Here is a 22,576-nt window from a genome sequence, read left to right on the forward strand (position 1 = left end):
ATCAAACTCTCAATAAAAAGTTTAATCTTAGCTTACTCAAATAAAAATTGCTGGTTTACTTAAATGTATTTATGTTATTCTGTTCAATTTTCAAAGACCAATTTTTCCTTCTAAATCCTGTTATTATAAGACTTACAAGTTTCTGTCGTTTCTGACAGCTTAGTCAGTATATCATCGCTTTCAGACTTTGTCAACAACCCTTTTTAAAACTTTTCAAACATTTTTTCTTAGATGTTTTATTAGCTTTAAGTTATTGAATTTTATAATCTTCAGCAACGAATTAAATCATACCATCGCTATTTAATATTGTCAACATTTTTCACAAAACTTATAATTTTACAATTCAAGTATCTTATAAACTTGAGTTGTTTTTGCTTATATGTCTTAGTGACGTGTTTTATCTTAACATCTTTAATTTAACTTACTTTTTAAATTATTCCCCAATTTTATAAAATTATTTATACTTTTCGCTATCATACTTGAGTATACTAATTTTTACCTATATTGATACACTAGTCTCAGTTGTTACATGATTGAAATAGCCATACTAAACTTTATATCCTGAAAGACGTCTTCATAAATTATATAACAAATAACATTTTAGTTTATAAACAACATCGCTTGCAACTTTAAAAGCTAGTATATTGAAATTTTATTTCCATAAACTATGATCTGATGGAATTAGATTCTATTACTATAACTTAAACTTGAAATTTGTTTTAACCCTGTACTGATTAATATTAATATAACAATCCACGCAATTATTGTAAGAATTCCTTGTATTATTGGAAGATTACTCGTATTACTTATTGGCATATCCCAAACCGCATGTAACGCAACAGCGATAATAAAATATTTAAGAAATTTTATATTTGTTATATATTTAAATTTTAGCCTATTATCTTCCTTTACCATAACTAAAGCAGCTCCATACATTGCTGCCCAGACAATATGACCTCCAAATGCTAAAATTCCTCTAGTATATATTATCCTCATCATTGTAGGTATTTGAAATCCATAAGCAAACGCATATCCAGCCGTTTCAAAAACTGCAAATCCTGCCCCCACTGCTGCACCTAGCAAAAGCCCATTTAAAATATATTTTTCCTTACTTCCTCTTAAAAAATACGCAACAACAATGAATTTAGCAGATTCTTCAATAATTCCTATCATTATTGATCCAATGTAATCTACATTTCTAACATACACTACTCTACTTAGAATCATTGTTATTAACAAAGAAAAAACACCTCCAAAAAAGAATATTTTTACTACATCAAATATATTAATATTTCTTGGAGCATTTACCTCCCAAAAGAAAATAAGTAATGAAAACGGAATTATCAAAGCACCTATAAATATAATTCCTGGATAAGCTAATATATTCTCGAAAATTTTTAACAGCGCTACTAATCCAGCAAAAGTTATTGCAAATAGAAAAAAAACTCTTGAAAACAGCCAAGGCTTAGGCCACTTTGAACATATCTCGCCTTCCTTAGGAGATGTTTTTGCTGTTCCGCAAATAAATGTATTTTCTCTCTCTTCTGGTGTGTGCTTTTTAAATACATTAACAACTAGATCTCTCAATCTTAATTCTACTTTCCCGCTTCCTCCCGCTATTTTGTTTAACTCGCTCAAAAAACTATCATTTCCATTATTAGTTTCTTCTTTAGCTCTTATATAATTTTCATCACTATCAAGATTTAGTCCGCATGAACTACAAGACTTTGAATTATTGGCAGTTTTTTTCTTGCAATTTGGACATTCCTTAGTGTTTTTTTCCATACATCTATCCTCCTTCAATCTGGTTCTAATTATTTTTCCCAATATTTTTTTTGTAATTCAAATTTTCTGATTACATACCCAACCTATCCCCTAATAAGTATAAAAATAATTTCTACATCCTTTAACACTTGCTAAATATCATAAATTAATTAATTCATTTTTTATGAATTAATTTATAACTCACCCATAAATTCTTTGTTACATAGAAATTTAATTATTTCTAGTATATATACTCTTCATTATTTCCTTCGCATGTAACTATTTTTTCGATAATTTCTCCCTCTACAAGATCTATATTCGTCTTTCCTATATATCCAAATTTACATTTATTAAGCTTAATAAAATCCATAGCTCTATGAAACGTCGAATGATTCATATATTGGGTATAAAAAAATATGTAATCAGCTGTATTTAAAATTCTTATATCAAAGTTTTCGTTGAAACCATTTAACATTCTTATTTCTGGATATTTTATTCTGAATCGCCTTCTCCATTCCTTATCTCCGCCAATTATAATAATTTTTTTGCTGATAGTATATTTCTCTAATCTTTTGTTAGAATCCGAAATTCTGTGATTAGTATCAGAATTAAACTCATATTCTTTTAAATATTCTAAATCCAATTTTAAAATCTTTTCTTCATTTAATTTGTTCTCAAGAATTCTAATTTGATCTTCCTTCTTCTTTATTTCTAATTTATATATGCTATCTAGCTTGCTTAATTCAGACTTCAATCTCTTTTCATACATTAACTTTTCCTTGTTAAAATAATCAAGTTTATTTTTTAAGCTAATGTTTTCTTTTTTAACTTCAATCATCTGCTCCTCTAATATGCTTAATTTATAGCTACTTGACTCCTCCATATTATTAAAATATAAGTTTCTTGCCTTCTTATACTCATTAATAAGTGATTGCATAAATATTCCACTAATAATAGAAAATAAAATTATGTCTGAGTCTTCATTTTTTACTATCCTCACATAAGGCAGTATAATTTTCTCAATACAAATAAATTGCGAGTCTTCAAACATACTCTCTATATTAATCCCATTCATTATAAACAAATCCTCTAAAATTTCTCCTAACTTTCTAACACCTTCATTATTATGTCTCAAGATATCTTTAAAATTATATATCTTCCCAAACTTTTGCTTTATTAGCAACTTAACTTCCTTTATTTTATTCTTATAATTTTCAATCTCCATTTCAATATTTCGATTTATAAAATTTTTAGATTCAAACTCCTCAATATCGTTTAGAATAGAAATTACGAACCCTTGATCTACTATTTCTGGTGAAATATAAATAGCAAAATATAGATATACTGCCGCATCAAATTTTGCTTCTATATTTCTAGTTATTAAATCCATTTTCATGTACCTATTTTTCAATATTTTCTTATCATGCTTTTTTACAGCATTATATATAATTGGATAATGCTTTCTAAGAACTTTAATAATTTTGCTTCTTACTGTACTATCCGTTTCCCCTTCTATAAGTACCCCAACAATCCTACGTGAATATATTTCTTGTTCAATATTTGCTTGCTTTATAGTAGTATAGTTTATACAAGTGTCATTTATAGCCGCATTATAATATTTCAATCTATCCTCATAATATATTTTATCAATATCTTTTCTCATTTCTTTGCTTCTCGTTAGACTTATACTTATATTAGCAAATATATAATTTCTTATAATGTTACTATCAATATTTAAATGTTCAGAAATAATTTTTGAAAAAGAATTTACATTTATCTTTCTATTATTACGTACTTCAATATCCACTATTTTTTCCCCCTGCATTTAATACTGAATCTAGAATCTAAATCCTAATACCCATCATAATTATTTATTACCACAATATAATCACTTTCTCCAATCTTTGAAAACTGAAAATTAAGATTCAATTTTGTTAAATCTTCCTCTAACCAATTTGGAATATGACTGCAGGCTATTATTAGTTCATTAAAATTTCTTTTATTTAGAAATGGCTTCAAAGCTTGCTTAGACGTAATACCTATATTATCCTTCTGCAAATTCTTAAGATTTAATATATAACGCCCACATTCCCCATTACCTAATGAGATAATAAATTGCCTATTATTACTTATATCTGAATGATTTATAAATTTACTTACTTTCTCCTCCTCTTTTTCCTGTTCTAATATATACTCCAAAAAACATATTGGATTTCCATCCATATTCCACAAACTCAATCCCATTTTATCTAATGTAGTATGCACTAAATCCGAAAAATTCTTAGCAACGAAAACTTTGCATTTTCCTAGTTCCTGCGCAATATTTAAAACTTCTAAATAAATTTCTTTACTATCCTTTGTATAACAAAATTCAAATACTAATTCTTTAACCACTCTCCATTCATTTCCATGCTTTGAAAAAACCTTAATAAATTTGGTTTTCTCATATTCAGTAACCTCTCCAAAATCATTTACACAAACTGCTATTTCATTAACCATAAATACCTCCATATTTATAACTTGATTTCTGTAAATTCTTTTGTAATAAATTTTATTTTTAGTTACAAAAGAATTTGATCTTTTTAATTAACAGAAAGAACAAAATCGCAGGCGACTGTGGAGCCTGAGATTTTTTCACGCATCTGCCTTTTCGAACGCATGTGAGAAAAATTTGGCAGGCGAATAAGATTTCTTTTTTATTCTTTTTAAAATACAAGAACTAATCAATCAACTTTTTTTAAATTATCCACAAATTTTATTGGAATATAATTTTCTCAAGGAATAAAAAAAGCCTAATTCATATACTTTTTTAGTATAAAAATTAGACTTCATAGCCATTTTGAAAGAATTAATTTATCTTTATTTTTTACAGCTTTGATTTAGATAGCTATTTAATAACATTATTATATATTTTAAAATTACATTTTTCAATAAGCCTTTGCTATTATTTAATCTAGTAAAAATAGACCTTTTATATTTTAAGGATTTAAACTATACATAACTCAATTCAACATATCTTGAATATAAGCTTCCTGGAATTATTTCTTTATATATATCCTTTAATCCTGAATAAATTGCCAAATCATCAAGATCTACATTACATAAACACATAATGCAATAATCTATATCAAATAATTTACAATAAATATCTGTCATTCTCATCCCGTTTCTTTTATAAAAGTCAATTCTTCTTTTCCTAATAATTTTCTCGCTTTCATTAGGTCCGCATTCTACTCTCTCTACTTCTACTATAATTCCATCATAATTTCTAAAATGCTCCTGTAGTATATTTAAAAATTCACTTCCAATTCCTTCATCTCTATGTTCTTTACATACCGCATAGTAATCAATTAACAAATATGATTTTGATGAAGCTAAAAGTGCGTATGCTAGAAGTTCATTATTATTATACAAACCTATACATATGTAATTTTTTCTTTTATTAAGTTTCTGTATTACATCAAGAGGCTTTAATTCCCCATACGGAAAATCTTTTATCATATGTTCATTATAGATAATTTCAATATCTTCATTATTTAGTTCTTTTAGATTCATTTTCGTTCATCCTATCATTATCTTATTTTCTCAAAACTATTTCTCTAATTATAACATATTTTTTCTATTCTCAAATTCTTACTATTCAAAAAAATAATTACAATATGAACCACTTGTGGTAATATATAATTATTTCAAAAAGGATGGTGTTATTATGAAAACTGGAATTGAATTGATAAAAGATATTGATGAATGTATTTTAGAAAAGGGAGATGTTGCGTTCTGGTGGCTTGGACAGTTGGGATATGCTATTAAGATAGCTGAAACTACTATCTATTTAGATGCATTTCTATCTGATTGGCCTAATAGAAATATTCCTCCACTATTAAAGCCAGAGGAAATTGTAAATGCAGATTTTATAATTGGCACTCATGATCATTCTGACCATATTGATCGAGATGTATGGCACCAATTATCTATTAGTTCGCCCAGCGCAAAATTTGTAGTTCCAAAGCTTCTTATCACTGAGCTTTCAGATGACTTAAAAATACCTAAAAATAGATTTATAGGTCTGGATGATGGATTATCCTTTTCAGAAAAAGATTTAAAAATATCCGCAATTCCTTCAGCTCATGAGTTCTTAGATCAAGATTCGTCTGGGCATTATCCATACTTAGGTTATATAATTGAGGGAAATGGATGTACTGTATACCATTCTGGTGATACCTGTATGTATGATGGTATCTTCTCAAAATTAAGGCAGTGGGATAACTTTGACATTATGTTTCTTCCTATCAATGGGCGAGATGCTAAAAGATATAGGGAAAATTTAATAGGAAATATAACTTATCAAGAAGCAGTTGATTTAGCTGGAACTATTAGGCCGAATTGGGTCGTTCCAGGGCACTATGAAATGTTTGATGATAATAGCGAAAATCCTATATTGTTCTATGATTATCTTAATGCAAAATATCCTGGAATTAAATGCTGGATTGGAGACCATGGTGAGATGGTTAAAATAAGTAAAGCAAATAGATGAGCAAATAGCCTCACTAATTTTCTAAATAGCGATAAACAATTAGTATATATCCCAACAATTATTATTAATTAATTGCTGGGATATAATTTTTTGTCATATAAAACCTAGTGAATCTATTGTAAATTCAAAAATATCCTTATTACTTCATACTTAATCTTAAACAATAATATTAACAGGTTCGTTCTTAATAAAAGCTTCTATATTATTTGCTAATAAATTTATAAGCCTTTGCCTAGACTCAAAACATTTCCAACCTATATGTGGAGTAAGAATGACATTTTCCATGTTAAAAAGTGGATTATTTAATTCTGGAGGTTCTGGATCTTGAACGTCAAGTGCTGCACCTGCAATCTTTTTATTATTCAAAGCTTCAATTAAATCAGTTTCCTTTATAATGGCTCCTCTAGATGTATTTATAATAAATGATGACGGTTTCATAAGATCTAATCTAGACTTATCAATAAGATACCTTGTTTCTGTTGTAAGTGGACAATGTATTGTAACAAAATCACTTTCTTTTAAAAGTTCTTCAAGACTGACAAATTTGATATTTGAATCTCCTAAATCTTTATAGCTTCTACTGTATACAAGTATTTTCATCCCCAATGCTTTAGCCACATTTATGACTTGTATTCCTATAGATCCAGCGCCTATAATTCCAAGTGTTTTATTTTGTATTTCTATATGAGGAACCTGAAGATATTTAGTAAAATTACTGTAATTTTTATTTTCAATCATTCTTTGCTGTTGCGCTAATGATGAACTTAAATTTAGAATAAATGTAATTACTAGTTGTGCAACCGCTTCGCTGCTGTATCCTGGTACATTGCATACAGATATACCTTTTTCTCTTGCTGCTATAATGTCAATATTATTATATCCAGTACCAGCCTCACAAATTAATTTAACACTGGATGGAAACTTTTCTATTAACTCCTTGTTAATTGTAAGTTCCTTTGTAATTACAATATTTTGTTCTTTTACCCGTTCTAAGATTTTATCATTGCTGCTATCTTCATATTTAGTCACTTTACCTAAATTATCTAGCGATGAAAAATCAAGTTGTCCATCAAAGTTTATTCTGCTTGCATTAAGAAACACAATTTTATTCATTTTATCCTCCTACTTCTCTTTTTCACTTTTTATAGCGTGAAAGTATTAAGTAATATTACTCTACAATATTATAACATTTTAAATGTTAACTTTATCCTATTAATTAAAATTTAATAATATTTCATCTCTCTTAAAAAATAGATGTTTTTTCTGCGTTTTTTATTTCAAGAATTAACATAAATATTTCGATAAATCTATTCATTCTAAATTTTTATTAGCTAAGAACTTTTAATAATAAAAAACATATTCATAGGGAAATATATTTTTGGAGGTGATCATTATGCAAATAAAAGATGTAATGTCAAAAGATATAGTGAGTTTAAATTCAGAAGATTCTATTGAAAGAGCTGCTCAAATGATGAGACAATTTGACGTGGGCGCAATACCTGTTTGTGATAACTCAAACAAATTAGTTGGAATGATTACAGATAGAGATATTGCTTTGGATTGCGTAGCATCAGGTGCAAGTGCAGACCAACAAAAGATATGTGATTATATGACTTCAAATCCTGTTACAGGAAGTCCTGATATGGATGTTCATGATGCAGTAAGACTAATGAGCAGACATCAAATAAGAAGATTACCTATTGTAGAAAATAACAGTGTTATCGGTATCGTTTCTCTTGGTGATATTTCACAAGAACCAAATCTACAGGATAATGCTGAGGTTGCTCTTAAAAATATTTCAGAACCTGGAACAAACAATCATATATAAATGTTATATCAGTAAAAAATAGTACAATTATACTTTTTTTAATTGTAAATATAAAAACAATTTCATGATGTTTATGCCATGAAATTGTTTTTATTTAATGTTATAAAAATTAATTATTATCAATATCTAATATTGTCTTCAACAAAACATTTGCACCCTTTAAACAGTTTTCAAGTGGTGTAAATTCTTTTTCGCAATGACTGTGCCCCTTTTCACTTGGAACAAAGATCATTGTAGTTGGAATGATATCTGTAATAAATTGTGCATCATGTCCCGGACCACTATACATTCTTTTTGTTGAATATCCAAATTCTTTTGCATTTTTTTCAACATAATCTACAAAGTCAGAATAAAAATGAACTGTATTTCTTGACCAAGCTTTTTCATAACTTGTTTCACATTTTTCAACAACTTTAGGAATAGCCTTAATTATTTCAAGAACTTGATTAATTACTTCTGGATCTTGATGCCTTGCATCCAAAGTGAATTTAACATAATCAGGAATTACTGTATGGATATTTGGATGGGCTGAAATCTTTCCTGTTGTATATACTAGCTTACTATCAAGCTTGTCTAGTTCATCATGAAGATATTGAATAGTTTTTACAGCCGCATATAGAGCATCTTTTCTATATTTCATTGGAGTTGTTCCAGCATGATCTGCTTGACCTTTAAATGTAAATTCATAATTTATCATTCCACAAACACCTTCAACTACCCCTATATCAATTTTTTCATCTTCTAAAACAGGTCCTTGTTCAACATGTAATTCAACTAGTGCCCTGTATTTTTCTGGATTCATTCGATTTTCTATTTTTCCCATATATCCACTAGCTTCTAATGCTTCCTTAAATGTAACTCCTTCAGTATCCTTAGATGCTAACATAACATCTTTATCAAATTTTCCTGTAATAACACCTGATGACATCATTGCTGGTTCAAAGCGTGCTCCTTCTTCATTAGTCCATATAACAACTGTGATTGGATGTTTATGAGCTATTTTTTCAGTTACTATAGTTTCTGCAACTTCTAATCCAGTAAGAACTCCCAAAATACCATCATAATTACCACCTTGTTTAACTGAATCAGCATGAGATCCCATCATAATAGCAGGTAACTTTTCCTCTCCAGGAATGGTTGCGTATATGTTCGCCATATCGTCGGTTTTTATTTCCATACCAAGTGCTTTACATCTTTTGCAAAATTCTTCTCTTGCTTCTAAAGCAGCAGGTGATAAAGACAACCTTGTGATTCCTCCTTTACCTGTATCTCCGAATTTACTAAATGTTGTGATTTTGTCTTGAAGCCTTTCTTTATTACAAGTTAACATATGAATATCCCCCTTTAAATTTAGTATAGTAATTATTTTTTCACTCTCTTTCCTGGTTCTACTGCTCTTACAGGACATACAGTACTGCATAATTGACAGCCTACACATTTATCTACTAACAAGATTGGCATTCTTGTATTTATGTCCACCTTAATTGCTTGATGCCCACCATCATAACATGATAAGTAACATCGTCCACATCCTATGCACTTTTGCCTATCAAACCTTGGATAACAAATACTGTCTCTATCAAGTTTATCTGTTGGCACAATATTAGGTAAAGCACTACCAACAATTTCAGATATATTTTTATATCCTTGTGAACTTAAGTACAATTTCATCCCATTAATTAAATCATCGATAATTCTATAGCCATATTGCATTACAGACGTTGTTATTTGCAAATTTTCACATCCTAAGGCCATAAATTCAGCTGCATCTTTCCATGTTTCGATACCGCCCATCCCACTTATTGGCGCATCTTTTAGTTCTTCACGAGCTTTCATATCATGAATAAAGCGTAAAGCAATTGGTTTTACTGCTTTTCCTGAGTATCCTCCTACACTAGTCTTACCTTCAACATTAGGTTCTGATTCAAAGCTTTCTAAGTTTAGATTCATAATACTCTTAATTGTATTAATTGCTGCAATACCTGTTGCTCCTGCCTCCATTGCAGCCATTGCTGGTATTTCCATATTTCCAATATTAGGTGTCATCTTTGCAAGTATAGGTAAATTTGTTCCCTTTCTAGTGGCTTTAGTATATAGTGCTACCAAATCTGGATTTTGTCCAACATCTGAACCTACGCCTTTACTAGTCATATGAGGGCATGAGAAATTACATTCAATAATATCTGCTCCTGCCTCTGTCATTAGCTTGGCCAATTTAGTCCATTCTTCTTCGTTTTGCCCCATGATTGATGCAACAATAATTTTGCTTGGATAGTCTTTTTTCAATCTTTTTAAAAATTCTATATTCTCTTCCAATGTGTGATCCGAAATCTGCTCTATATTTTTAAAGCCAACAAATGGAACACTTTCTTTACTTAAAGCAGTAAACCTCGGTGAAACTTCTTTTGGTACAAACATACCAATAGTCTTAAATGCTACACCTGCCCAGCCCATTTCAAATGCTTTAGCTACCATTTCATAATTGCTTCCAACTACTGATGATGAAAGGAAAAATGGATTTTCACACTTCACCCCACAGAAGTCTATTGCTAAATCAACTTCATTTTCTTTAACTCTAGATTCAGTTGATATTGCTTTCATAACTTTGTCAATTGGTACTGATTCATTAATTTTTCCTTTTAAGCAAGCCTTCTTACATGGCTTTTCTTCACATGTGTCACAAGGAAGTAGATTGGGCAGTTTATTTACTGCCCCAGCCTTATTTTCAAACCTTAAAGAACGGATAATAGTATCCACTTCAAGGGAGTGGGGACAAACTTTGCGACAAGGTGCTTCATCACACAACAAACACCCTGACACATATTCATTTGTTGAAATATCTTTATAAAATAAACTACTCATTTCCATTCCTCCTAAATTATCGCTTATCTGATGTTTAGCCACTATAACTATCATTATTCTTAATCTGTAGATAACAGTATCACAATCCTAGATAACTTGAACTACAGTCCAGGCACTAAATATCACCTAAGCCAAGTTCCTATTTACTTTCTTCCTACTCGTTTCACAAATTGTCCAAATCCTGCTTTTCCAACGAATTCACCATTATCATAAACTAAATTCCCACGCACATAGGTTTGAACTGGATATCCATGAAGAGTTTTTCCTTCCCAAATTGTATGATCATAATCTGAATGCATATTCTCTACCGAAATTGTGAAGTCTTTATTTGGATCATAAATTACAATGTCTGCATCTTTTCCAACTGTTAGAGAACCTTTTTCTGTACATCCAAATATTTTAGCTGGATTAAATGAACATAATTCTACCGCTCTATTAAAAGTTATTTTTCCTTCATTTGCTGCTGAAAGCATATATGGATATAAATTTTCTACACCTGCACACCCATTTGGAATCTTCGTAAAATCATCTTTCCCCCAGTCCTTTTCATAGCTTTGGAATGGGCAGTGATCTGTAGCTACAGTATCAATATCTCCTGATTTAATAGCTTTCCAAAGTGCATCTTGACTTTCTTGCCCTTTCATTGGTGGTGAACATACAAAATTTCTGCCATCTTCTCTTTTATAAACATCGCACGTAAATTCCAAATATTGTGGGCATGTTTCAACATATATATCATGACCTTCTCTTTTGGCTTCAATAGCAGTTTCTAATCCTTCCTTGTCTGCCATATGAACTAAATATAGTGGGGCTCCTATGGATTTAGCTAAATGCACTGCCCTTTTATCTGCCTCAGCTTCAACAAATTCTGGTCTGCTTAAGTAGTGATACCATGCTGAAGTTTTTCCTTCTTTTAAGAAGTTTTCAATATTTAAATCAATCAAATCGGGATTTTCAGCATGGATGTTTGTCATCGCCCCAGTTTCTTTAGCCTTCAATAGTATTTTCACTAAAGTCGCATCATCCACCATCATGCCTTCTTTTTTATAAACTAAGAAACATTTAAAACTAGGTACTCCATATTCAACTGCATCTTCAAATTCATCTAAGATAGTTCCTTCATTTAAATCAGTTATGATACAATGAAATGCATAATCTACGCACGCCTCTGGATCACACATTTCTTTTCTGGTTTCAATAGTTTCAATTATTCCGTTGCCTTTTCTTTGCATTGGATAATCAAATACTGTTGTAACACCTCCGCAAGCAGCTGCCCGTGTTCCGGCAAGATAGCTATCAGCTGAAACAGTCCCTCCAAACGGCATAGCTAAATGAGTATGTGCGTCTATGGCCCCTGGTAATATTAACTTACCTTTAGCATCTACAACACTTGCACCTTCTTCTGAAAAACCTGTTCCAATCGCTACAATCTTTCCATCTTTTACAGCAAGGTCAGCTGCATAAGATTCTAATGGTGTTACAATAGTTCCATTCTTAATAATTAAATCCATAAGTATTCTCCTCCCATTTATATATATCCTTAATATCTAAATAACTAATTTAGTTAATAATTTTCTCTTTCATACTTCTGCTTTTTGTTGTACTTTTGACTTAAGCCTATTAATGTATTTGGATTTTTAACAAATTATTTATTTTGTGATAAATTACTTTCTTAAATAAAATTTTTGTTATATAAATTTTAAGATGATTCTGTGTGGATTTAACCACACATGAATCAATTTTTATCATATTATTTTGTTGCTTCTTCCCAATACTTTGAAGTGAATGTTGTATCGTCTACCACTGGAGTTTTAGCTAAATCTTTATTATAAAGTTTTAAGAAATCCCCTGTTTGCTTAATTGCATTCATATCTATTTGTCCAATTTTTGAAGTATCAAATCCTTGAGGTGCTACAAGTTTAGCAACTTCTTTCGCCATATAAACTTGGTGATCTAATGAAACTGATTTATCTACATCATAAACTGTTTTTCCTGCTGCTTCTGGATCTTGGACTGCATCTTTCCACCCCTTTATAGATGCCTTTAAGAAACGAACTAATAAATCTTTATTCTTACCTGCCCATTCAGAGTTTACAAATAAACAATCTTCCATCATTGCAACACTTTCATTGTTCATATCAATTACATTTAAATCCTCTTTCTTCATGCCGCCTTCAAGTAATAAACCAAATTCGTTATAAGTCATTGCTGATGCTGCATCAACTGATCCTTCTTTTAATTGATCCATTGTAAAGTCTTGTTGTACAAGTTTTAGGTCTTTTTCTTTATCTAAATTGTATTTTGAAAGTAGTGCAAGAAGTTCATATTCATTGCCACCAAACCAGTTACCTACTTTCTTACCAGCTAAATCTTTTGGCGAATTAATACCTTTTTCTTTTTTGGATACTAATAACATACCTGATTTTTGAAATACTTGAGCGATTTCTTGTAAATCATACCCTTGAGCTTGGTAAGTCATTAAACTTGAAACCCAAGTTACCCCTATATTGGCTACACCATTATAAACATTTTGTTCTGGAATAATGTCACTTCCTCCTGGAAGAATTTGAATATCTATTCCTTCATCTTTATAGTACCCTTTTGCTGCTGCTACGTAATATCCCATAAATTGTGATTGCGGAAGCCATTTTAATTGAAGTGTTACTTTTTCTAACTCCCCATCCTTCTTTGTAGTATCCTCTGATTTAGTTGCATCTTTCGCTGTTGTTTCTGATGTTTTTGATCCACATCCTATAAGCATCGTCCCCATCATTAATACAGCTAACCCTAAAGCTAATAACTTCTTTTTCATAATAAATTCCTCCTTATTAAATAAATATTATTTATCTTATACATGCCATCTGTGTGTTCTCTTGAAGTTCTAAGAGATATCGGTGACTTTCAACTTTGCTTATAAAGCAAATAGTATATTAGGTTGAACTAAACTTTTCTATTTTAAAGTTGGTATTATCTTTGTGACGCATGCCATTTTATGGTTCTACGTTCTATTAATAAAATAATTAAGTATAAAACAATCCCAACTAATGCTGCCATTACTATATAGGACCACCCCATGGCCATCATTCCTTTTCTTAAATTATCTTTAATTCCAAAACCAATACCTGAAGTTGATGCTGCAAAGTATTCACTTATCATAGCCGCCATTATTGCTGCTGCCACATTAATTTTTAATGCAGTTAAAACACTCGGAAGACAATTAGGTAAACGAAGCTTGAAAAATATAATTTTTTCTGGTGCTGCATATGACTCTAATAAATCTTTTGCAAATGGTTTTAAATCATTTAATCCCCTATAGGAGTTAATTGCCATAGCTGCCATACATACAACCGTTACAACACCAACTTTTTGTGCAAAACCACTTGTAAACCAACGATTCATAATGGGCGATAATGCAACTATTGGAATTGCATTAAATGCTGCTATTACACTAAGTCCTGTATATCCCCACTTTGGAAACTGCGTAGCTATCACTGCGACAATAAATCCAATTATGCATCCTAAAGCAAGTCCTACCAATGCCCCTGAAACTGTAATCATCGTGTCAGTTAGAGCTTTAGAAAAATTGTCACTTAAAGTTTTAATAATTTGTGATGGTACTGGTAATTGAAAGGGCTTAAAACCTAATGCATCATGAATGATACCAACTTGCCATGCGATTATTATTAATATCCCAAAACCTAAAGGCCATAAAACATTTTTAATTTTTTCATTCATAAAATTACCTCCCTATGTAGTCTGCTTTCTCCAAGGCATACAAATTTTTTCGAATAGTATTACTATAAAATAACTCAAAATCCCCATTAAAGCGCTGGTAACTACTGATCCCCAGAATACATCTTTTGTTCCTGAGTATAACGAGTATAAAAGTTTCACTCCAATTCCGCCGCTTGAACCTAACATGTCAACTAATATAGATGCTGTTATTGACATTGGTGCCGCTATTTTTAAACCAGCAAATAAATATGGCATTGAATATGGAATCATAAGCTTATAATATATGCTTTTCTTTTTTGCAGCATATGAGTATAGCAATTCTTTTTTATCGCTTTCTACACTATTTAATCCGCTAAGCATATTTACTGAAACTGGGAAAAATGTGATATATGCTGCAATTACTATCCTAGAAGTATTCATATCCCTGACTAAAGTAAAGATTATAGGAGCTAACCCGAGTACAGGTATCATTTGTGATATTATTAAATAAGGTAATGATATTTTTTCTGCTATTTTCGATAAACTCATAATTATTGCTAAAACAAATCCTATTGCAGCTCCAAGTGCAAACCCAAATACAGCTCTTGAAAAAGTAAGTCCAGCCGCGCTCATTAAATCAGTGAAATTTTCTGCTATTGATATGATGACACTATGTGGATAAGGAAGTTTTGCTCCAGCCATTGGATCATGCATCACTCGTTCTAGAAAGAAAGCTACTAATTCCCAAGCTATAAAAATTCCTATAGCCCAAACTAGATTAACTTTATATTTCTCTTTCCTGCTAATCATAATCATACCCCCTCAAAACTATTTCTTATTTTGGTTATATAATCATAAAATTGTTTTGACTGTTTTGACTCCATATTTCTTGGTCTTGGTATGTCAATATCAATCACAGCAGAAACACGTCCTGGATGTGGAGATAAAACCACAACTTTATCCGATAAAAATACTGCTTCTGAAATATTATGGGTTACAAAAACTACTGTCTTTTTGGTCTTTGTCCATATTTCTAAAAGATCTTCATGAAGCTTTTCACGTGTAAATTCATCTAAAGCTGAGAATGGTTCATCCATAAGAAGTATTTCCGGATTAATGGCTAATGCTCTTGCTATACCAACCCTTTGCTGCATCCCTCCACTTAATTCATAAGGATAATGCGTACCAAAGTTAGTAAGTCCAACTAGATCAAGCATTTCCGTAACTCTTGAAGTACGATCCTGCTTCTTCATTCCTAGAAGCTCCATTGGCATACAAACATTTCTTCTTACTGTTCTCCAATCGTATAGAACTGGATTCTGAAATACTATGCCATATTTCTTTTGAAGTCTTATTTCTCTTGGGCTTTGTCCTCGTACTATCACTTTTCCTGAAGAAGGTTGCAATAGATCAGCTATAATACGAAGTAATGTTGTCTTTCCACAACCAGAAGGACCTAGTAATGAAATAAATTCTCCTTCTTTGATTTCTAAATTAACATTCTTAAGCGCTGTTACTGGTTCTCCACCATTCTTATCTTGGTAAACCATACTTAAATCTTCAATTTTAATTTCTACTTTTTCTTCTTTCGTCCTAAAAACATTTCTGCTTTCAAATTCTGTATCTATTTCATTTAACATACTCATTGATTTACGCCTCCTTTTAAACAAAAAACGGTACAAAACTATTTGTTTTGCACCGTTGCAATCACTTCATATTCACCATAACTTACTGTATATAATTAATAAGTCTTCCTTTTTAACTTCTTTTATAGTATTTGATGGACTTCCACTGTTCATGGCATCTTGCGCCATCTTATCTACGACTTTATTGAATTCTTCTTTATTAATTCCATACTCTTTTAAAGTTGGTATTTCACATATGTTACATAACTCTGTTAATTTTTCTAGAAAAGCTTCTGCTGCTTCCTTATCACTTTTCTTATCGTCTGCTGCATTAATTGCTCTACCTATTTCACCAAAACGTTCATAGCTTCCATCTAAAACATAAGATAAGCATTCCTTTATAAGCATAGCATTTGAAATTCCGTGAGCAACATGAAAATTAGCTCCAATTGGTCTGCTCATGCCATGTACCAAGGTAACTGAAGAATTATTTATACATACGCCAGCTTCATATGCAGCAATAGCCATTTCTTCTCTAGCCTTTTTATTTTCACCATCTTTATAAACCAATGGCAAAAACTCAAAAATTCTTTTGATTGCAGATAATGCAAAGGTATCTGTTAAGGAATTTGCTTTTCTTGATGTATAAGCTTCTACCGCATGAGTTAGGGCATCCATTCCTGTTGCCGCTGTTACGCTTTTAGGTGATGTCATTGAGAATTTGGAATCAATCACTGCCAAATCAGGTAGTAATGCTTCTCCCTTTAGAAGCATTTTTATATTCCTCTTTGAATCTGTAATAACCGTAAATTTGGTAGCTTCTGAACCTGTCCCTGCTGTAGTTGGAATCAAAACCAATGGTGGAAAATCTCCTTCAATTGTTTTTCCCATGTAATCAGATATTGAACCTTCTAATTTTGTCATAGCAGCAATTGCTTTACCGCTATCTAATGGACTCCCTCCTCCGATGGCAATACAGAAATCACATTCAGCATTTTTATAAACTTTTACGCCACTTTCAATCATTATATCAGTAGGCTCTCCAATGATATCATTGAAAATTTCATATCCAATTCCCCAATTATTTAAACAGTCTGTCAAAACTTTAACTGTTCCAATTCTAGTTACATTTTTTCCAGATACAATAAATGCTTTTTTTCCAAAGGATTTTATCAAATTTTCACTTGATTCTAATGCATTATCTCCAATAATCGTACGTCCTGGTAAACTAAATTCATATGCCATTTTCTCACCTCATCTAGATAAATTGTTTGTCTACAATTCCAAGTACTTCGTCTAATTTAGCTAGTTCCTCTTCTAACTGCTCCTTTGTAATTATTAATGGAGGAGCAACAAGTATCATGTTCTCATGAGTATATGTCATAAACTTTCTTTCCTTTAATAATCCTAGAATTTTCCCCATAACTCCTTCCGGATCCTTTCCATATGGTACTAAGGGTTCCTTGCTTCCTTTATCCTTTACTAATTCTACTGCTGAAAATAATCCAATATATCTCACATCTCCAACTGATGGGTGAAAAGCTTTCATCTCTTCTAGTTTTTCACCAAGTACACTACCTACTTCGTTAACATTTTTTAGTATACCTGCTTCTTCATAATAGTTTATACACGCTACACCTGCTGCACACGCTAGGGGATGTCCACTATAAGTTAGTCCGCAAGATAATAAATTATCATCAAAGTAAGCTGCTATTTCTTTACTTACTACAACTCCACCAAGTTGAACATATCCACAAGTAACACCTTTTGCAAAAGTTACTATATCTGGTTTTACATCAAAATTCTCAAAACCAAACATTCTACCTGTTCTGCCCCAGCCTGTCATAACTTCATCACAAATCATTAAGATTTTAAATTCATCACATAAAGCTCTAACTCCTGGAAGATATCCTCTTGGCGGAATGATAACTCCATTTGAACCTGTTATAGTCTCTAAAACTATTGCAGCTACGCTATCAGGTCCTTCATAAATTATTTGTTCTCTTAGCTTGGCCAAGTAATATTTTGTTGCGGCTTCTTCTGATTCGAATTCTATTGGTTCTCTATAAATATATGGATCAAAGAATTTTACGAACCCTGGAATACCAGGTTCTAATTGATATCTTCTAGGTTCACCAGTTAAATTACCAGCACCAAACGAAGATCCGTGGTAACTTCTATAACGACTGAACACCTTTGTCTTACCTGTAAACATTCTTGCTATCTTTACAGCATTCTCATTTGATTCTGCACCTGCATTTGTAAAAAATACCTTCCCCATATTATCAGGCATTAATTCAATGATCTTCTTTGCAAGCTTGGCTCTAGATTCAGCTCCATAAGATGGCCCTACAAAACAATATTTATCTACTTGTTCTTTTATTGCATCTCCAATCGCTTTATTTCCAAAACCTAAATTCATATTAACAAGTTGTGACGACATATCTGAATATCTATTTCCATCATAATCCCAAAAGTAAATACCATCAGCTTTTTCAACTGAAATAGGATTTAAATTTCTTTGTTTGCTCCATGATTGTAAATTATATTCTTTTAAAGTACTCCTAATTTCTTCACCATTCATCTTTATACACTCCCTCATATACATTTAATATTTTCCTCAAATAAAAAAACGGAACTTATTCAAGTGAACAAGCTCCGTTGCTGTTATCTCTATTAAATTCGTTTTTTCTTTAAGTTGTTTTTATTATATACTAGTAAAACTGTTATATCAATGAATAAGTGACTAAATTTATTTGTGCAACTGCACATTTAGGCACATTAATATAAATAACAAGTCCCAAGTTGCCTACATAACATCCTTCACAAAAAAACCTAAATAAAATCGTAGTTTTTCTTCTAGATTTGATGGATTATATCCAGTAATCTTTTCAATCTTTTTAAGCTGATTATTTACTGTATTCCTATGAATATATTGTTTTTCAGCAACAAGACTTTGACTACCGTTGTTCTGTAAAAACATATATAAGAAGCTCATTAAATCAGTATTATTTTCCTTATCATATTTTTCTAACTTACCTAGAGTATCATTGTAATATTCTTTAAGCACTTCTTTATCCTTAGCATTTAAAAGCAATTTATGAATATCTAATTTATCATAAAACACCATTTCTTTGCCTTGTTTTTTGGCCATCGTCATTGCAGTGAAAGCATTATTAAAATTCTCCGCCTGCATTTTAATACCTGCTTTATTTTCACTTATTCCCATATGAACCTTCCATGAAGGTTCATTCCAATTCTTAAAAAAAGTATCAACAAAATTAGTGACATCGTAATTTCCATAATTCACAAGAGCCAGAACCCAAGAATCTTTATATGAAAATGAAATATATAATTCATGAATACTTCTAGCTAATCTTTCTGAATACATTTTAATTTTATTCATATCAAATTCTAATTGATTGTCTTCTTTGTGTTCAAAGGACATGACTATAAAGCAGAAATGACTGTCTCTCAAATACCCATATCTCTCCATCTGCAAAATTAATGTTTCTATATCACCTGTTTTAAATATAATATTCTTAATCGTACTTGCTATACTTATTTCTACTTGCTCACTTTGCATTATTCGATAACATATATTCCGTGTTAAATCTACCATTCTTGTTTCCCATGGAATAGTATAAAGAGGCATTTTTATTTGGTCACAATATTCTATAACATCGTTAGGTATTGACTTGGTGTATGGCCCAATATTTACAACAAAAGCGCTTGCCCGAGCAGCATATAGCTTTTTTGTATATTCTAACAACCATCCATCGCCATCATTTAGAATGCCTGATGTAAGGACAACTTCATTTCCATGAAGAAATTCACTCACCTCATCATTTTCAATAATATGTACCCATTCCACTAGATTATTAAGACCTTTCTGTCCTGCTAGCAGTTTCATTTGATACAAAACGGCCCCATTTCCAAATAATTTCCCTACAGTAATTGACATATTATCACCCCAATTTTATATAAAACTATAAGAGTTTTATGCCTATTATATCATAATTTTATTTTAATTAAATTTTATTAAATAATACAAAAACTTATTTATATTATTTATTTATAAACAGAAACTTAATAAAGTTAAGTTGGTTTTACAATTAGTACTATTTACTATAAAATAATTCGGATGTATTCTGCATAAAAAAATTCTAACCATATTACTTAAAGCAATAAATAAAGAGGCACTTTGATAAAAATCAAAATACCTCTTTATTTTATTGCTTTACTTATTATTAATTGACTTTAAATATTCTTTAACACTTGGCGATATTCCTATAATATATACGCTAAAGATATACACTACCATTAAAATAGTAATCATTATATTAGGCGAAATCATAATTGCTGCAACTGCCGCTAGAATGACAATTATAAGCAAAATTATCATTATAATCTTAGCCCATGCTTTTCCTTTAAATATAAAATATAAGAGAATAGCTTCTACTACAGTCCTAGTTAGTCCTGAAATTATTCCTATGTTTCCTTGCATAAAATAGCTAAATGCAGTTGTAACTATACTTACAGCTAATATTGCTATTACCATGGATAAAAATAGCTTTTTTCCTTTTTCTACACTTTTCATAATATCCTCCATAACAATGTATTAAACCAATTAGATATAACGTTTTAATTAAATAAGTTATCTCTCTTTATTTAGGACGTAATTATCATTAATAATTCCTTATTTATTTTTACTTAATATTGCGTTATTATTCCTTAAAAATAAATCTTTATGTACATTACCATATTTTATATTTATTATAACATGAATTCATAGAATTTATATTCTTATTTTCATTCATAATTATTGGGAAGCTAATAAAAGCTCCCCAAATTTAATATTTTTAATTATAGAAACTTAGTTTTTACATTGCTTTGAAAATACATTTGTTAGATTTAGTTTTTTAACTCTTGATCTTATTTCATCATTATCTATGCTATACAATCCTAAATCTTTCATCCTTTCAAAATATTCTGCTCCTGAAAATGTATATCTTTCACTCATTTTTCCTTCCTTAACTTTGTCATTTGCATATGCAATAATATCACCTGTAGCAAGCTCTCTTGGCAATTCTAATAAAGGCTTTTTCTCCAAATATTGAACTGCATTATAACCTGCTAAAGCCCCTGTAGTCATAGCCTCAGTATGACCTACAAAGAATCCACTTTTTTCACCTCCACAAAATAAATTTTCAACGCCATTTACTTGCATTGAATTATTTCTAGGCGCAGCACATAAATATCTAATTGAATTACCATTACCTCCAACTAGTGGATCTATATAAACTACATTTTCCAATCCTTTTATTTTCCTTAATTTATCTAGTGGATAGTGAGATGTCATAAGCTTTACGCGTCCTGTATCTAATAATATAATATTCTCTGCAAATTCTAAAGTCGCATATTGCTGACATACCTTTTGTTCTAACTTTTCTAAATGTACATCTTCCTTAGGTATAGGAATAACTACAACTCCATTTTTCTCTAATTCTTTTATTATGTCTTTTGATAAAGATTCTCTAGGAAATTCACAAGACCCGCTCATTGCACCCTTCATTCCATTTGCTCTTTCTCCTACTAAGTCATTTACTCCTGCTCTACTGCTTATACTAACTCTTGCTCCAAAGCTAGGACATCTTAATGTACACATGACGCATCCATTTCCATACTTCACACAATTAGGCATTGATCCTGTTGAGCCTGTAGTTTCTACAAATACATCTCCAGTTATAATATCTTTATTAAATAATACCAATGATTTTATTTTATTGCCTTCCATATTTACATCTGTTATTCTACTTTGCAAAAATATTTTAACTCCACATTCTATTAAATATCTTCGGACAATTGGTTCAGCTTTACCTATATCACATAGCCATGCATGTTTGTGTTCTGGGAAATCTATATTCTTATGAATTGCTATTGAATCCATAATTCTTATGAAATCACCTGCACCAAGATTTATCAGCTCTTCTGCAGCAGTATATCTTCCATTATTCCTCATTATCCCACCAACATTTCCTACTCCAAGTAGCAAGTCAGTTCTCTCATATAACTCAACTTCTGCACCTAATTTTACTGCTTCTAATGCGGCAGAGCACCCTGCCCATCCTCCACCTATAATTATAACCTTCATTTTATTCTCCTTTAAAATAGTTATCTATTATATATGTATTCAATTTTTTGTCTAAGTTGAGTCTTATCATGTTTACTGATCAAATTCTCTAAAAA

The 22,576-nt window shown here is 30.8% G+C and carries 19 protein-coding genes; 2 read left to right on the forward strand and 17 right to left on the reverse strand.

Annotated features, from left to right (window positions below; all coding sequences use genetic code 11):
• Positions 1–681: 681 nt before the first annotated feature.
• The 4 genes from L3B96_RS24030 to L3B96_RS24045 all read right to left on the reverse strand — a co-directional run bounded on the left by L3B96_RS24030 (position 682) and on the right by L3B96_RS24045 (position 5,319).
• Positions 682–1,785, reverse strand: coding sequence for a PrsW family glutamic-type intramembrane protease (locus tag L3B96_RS24030; protein WP_238948771.1), 1,104 nt, complete (start codon positions 1,783–1,785; stop codon positions 682–684).
• Positions 1,786–2,005: 220 nt separating this feature from the next.
• On the reverse strand, positions 2,006–3,571 hold the full coding sequence (locus tag L3B96_RS24035) for a hypothetical protein (RefSeq protein ID WP_238948772.1): 1,566 nt from the start codon (positions 3,569–3,571) through the stop codon (positions 2,006–2,008).
• Positions 3,572–3,615: 44 nt separating this feature from the next.
• Positions 3,616–4,263, reverse strand: a complete 648-nt coding sequence (locus tag L3B96_RS24040; protein WP_238948773.1) for a Fe-only nitrogenase accessory AnfO family protein — start codon at positions 4,261–4,263, stop codon at positions 3,616–3,618.
• A 492-nt stretch (positions 4,264–4,755) separates the two neighbouring features.
• Complete coding sequence (locus L3B96_RS24045; RefSeq protein WP_238948774.1) at positions 4,756–5,319, reverse strand: GNAT family N-acetyltransferase; 564 nt, start codon at positions 5,317–5,319, stop codon at positions 4,756–4,758.
• 154 nt (positions 5,320–5,473) lie between these two features.
• Between L3B96_RS24045 and L3B96_RS24050 the strand changes: the two genes are divergently transcribed.
• A complete protein-coding gene (locus tag L3B96_RS24050) occupies positions 5,474–6,298 on the forward strand; it encodes an MBL fold metallo-hydrolase (RefSeq protein ID WP_238948775.1) in 825 nt (274 codons plus the stop codon).
• 156 nt (positions 6,299–6,454) lie between these two features.
• On the opposite strand, the gene L3B96_RS24055 is transcribed toward L3B96_RS24050, so the two are convergent.
• Positions 6,455–7,411 carry an NAD(P)-dependent oxidoreductase gene (locus tag L3B96_RS24055; protein WP_238948776.1) on the reverse strand — a complete coding sequence of 319 codons (957 nt, stop codon included), beginning with the start codon at positions 7,409–7,411 and terminating at the stop codon, positions 6,455–6,457.
• 280 nt (positions 7,412–7,691) lie between these two features.
• Between L3B96_RS24055 and L3B96_RS24060 the strand changes: the two genes are divergently transcribed.
• Positions 7,692–8,126 (forward strand): CBS domain-containing protein, encoded by a 435-nt coding sequence (locus tag L3B96_RS24060; RefSeq protein WP_012058176.1) that lies wholly within the window; start codon positions 7,692–7,694, stop codon positions 8,124–8,126.
• Positions 8,127–8,235: 109 nt separating this feature from the next.
• Here L3B96_RS24060 and L3B96_RS24065 read toward each other — a convergent pair whose 3' ends face one another.
• The 12 genes from L3B96_RS24065 to L3B96_RS24120 all read right to left on the reverse strand — a co-directional run bounded on the left by L3B96_RS24065 (position 8,236) and on the right by L3B96_RS24120 (position 22,481).
• Positions 8,236–9,456 (reverse strand): Zn-dependent hydrolase, encoded by a 1,221-nt coding sequence (locus tag L3B96_RS24065; RefSeq protein WP_017209570.1) that lies wholly within the window; start codon positions 9,454–9,456, stop codon positions 8,236–8,238.
• 32 nt (positions 9,457–9,488) lie between these two features.
• The gene (preA, locus tag L3B96_RS24070; protein WP_238948777.1) at positions 9,489–10,988 is read right to left on the reverse strand and encodes an NAD-dependent dihydropyrimidine dehydrogenase subunit PreA; all 1,500 of its coding nucleotides are present in this window, start codon (positions 10,986–10,988) and stop codon (positions 9,489–9,491) included.
• Positions 10,989–11,131: 143 nt separating this feature from the next.
• Entirely contained in the window at positions 11,132–12,499 is a 1,368-nt protein-coding gene (hydA, locus tag L3B96_RS24075; protein WP_238948778.1) for a dihydropyrimidinase, read from the reverse strand.
• A 239-nt stretch (positions 12,500–12,738) separates the two neighbouring features.
• On the reverse strand, positions 12,739–13,800 hold the full coding sequence (locus tag L3B96_RS24080) for an ABC transporter substrate-binding protein (protein WP_012058172.1): 1,062 nt from the start codon (positions 13,798–13,800) through the stop codon (positions 12,739–12,741).
• 155 nt (positions 13,801–13,955) lie between these two features.
• A complete protein-coding gene (locus L3B96_RS24085; protein WP_012058171.1) occupies positions 13,956–14,723 on the reverse strand; it encodes an ABC transporter permease subunit in 768 nt (255 codons plus the stop codon).
• Positions 14,724–14,735: 12 nt separating this feature from the next.
• Positions 14,736–15,512 carry an ABC transporter permease gene (locus L3B96_RS24090; RefSeq protein WP_238948779.1) on the reverse strand — a complete coding sequence of 259 codons (777 nt, stop codon included), beginning with the start codon at positions 15,510–15,512 and terminating at the stop codon, positions 14,736–14,738.
• A 2-nt stretch (positions 15,513–15,514) separates the two neighbouring features.
• Complete coding sequence (locus L3B96_RS24095) at positions 15,515–16,348, reverse strand: ABC transporter ATP-binding protein (RefSeq protein ID WP_077844120.1); 834 nt, start codon at positions 16,346–16,348, stop codon at positions 15,515–15,517.
• 72 nt (positions 16,349–16,420) lie between these two features.
• On the reverse strand, positions 16,421–17,572 hold the full coding sequence (locus L3B96_RS24100; RefSeq protein ID WP_238948780.1) for an iron-containing alcohol dehydrogenase: 1,152 nt from the start codon (positions 17,570–17,572) through the stop codon (positions 16,421–16,423).
• Positions 17,573–17,585: 13 nt separating this feature from the next.
• Positions 17,586–18,911 (reverse strand): aminotransferase class III-fold pyridoxal phosphate-dependent enzyme, encoded by a 1,326-nt coding sequence (locus L3B96_RS24105; protein WP_238948781.1) that lies wholly within the window; start codon positions 18,909–18,911, stop codon positions 17,586–17,588.
• A 225-nt stretch (positions 18,912–19,136) separates the two neighbouring features.
• Positions 19,137–20,291: a PucR family transcriptional regulator ligand-binding domain-containing protein gene (locus tag L3B96_RS24110; protein ID WP_238948782.1), complete on the reverse strand. Its 1,155-nt coding sequence runs from the start codon at positions 20,289–20,291 to the stop codon at positions 19,137–19,139.
• A gap of 276 nt (positions 20,292–20,567) precedes the next feature.
• Positions 20,568–20,927 (reverse strand): hypothetical protein, encoded by a 360-nt coding sequence (locus L3B96_RS24115; protein ID WP_171788441.1) that lies wholly within the window; start codon positions 20,925–20,927, stop codon positions 20,568–20,570.
• Positions 20,928–21,203: 276 nt separating this feature from the next.
• On the reverse strand, positions 21,204–22,481 hold the full coding sequence (locus L3B96_RS24120; RefSeq protein ID WP_238900979.1) for an FAD-dependent oxidoreductase: 1,278 nt from the start codon (positions 22,479–22,481) through the stop codon (positions 21,204–21,206).
• Positions 22,482–22,576: the final 95 nt, after the last annotated feature.

It is taken from the genome of Clostridium sp. YIM B02569, assembly GCF_022320765.1.
GTDB classification, from domain to species: domain Bacteria; phylum Bacillota; class Clostridia; order Clostridiales; family Clostridiaceae; genus Clostridium; species Clostridium beijerinckii.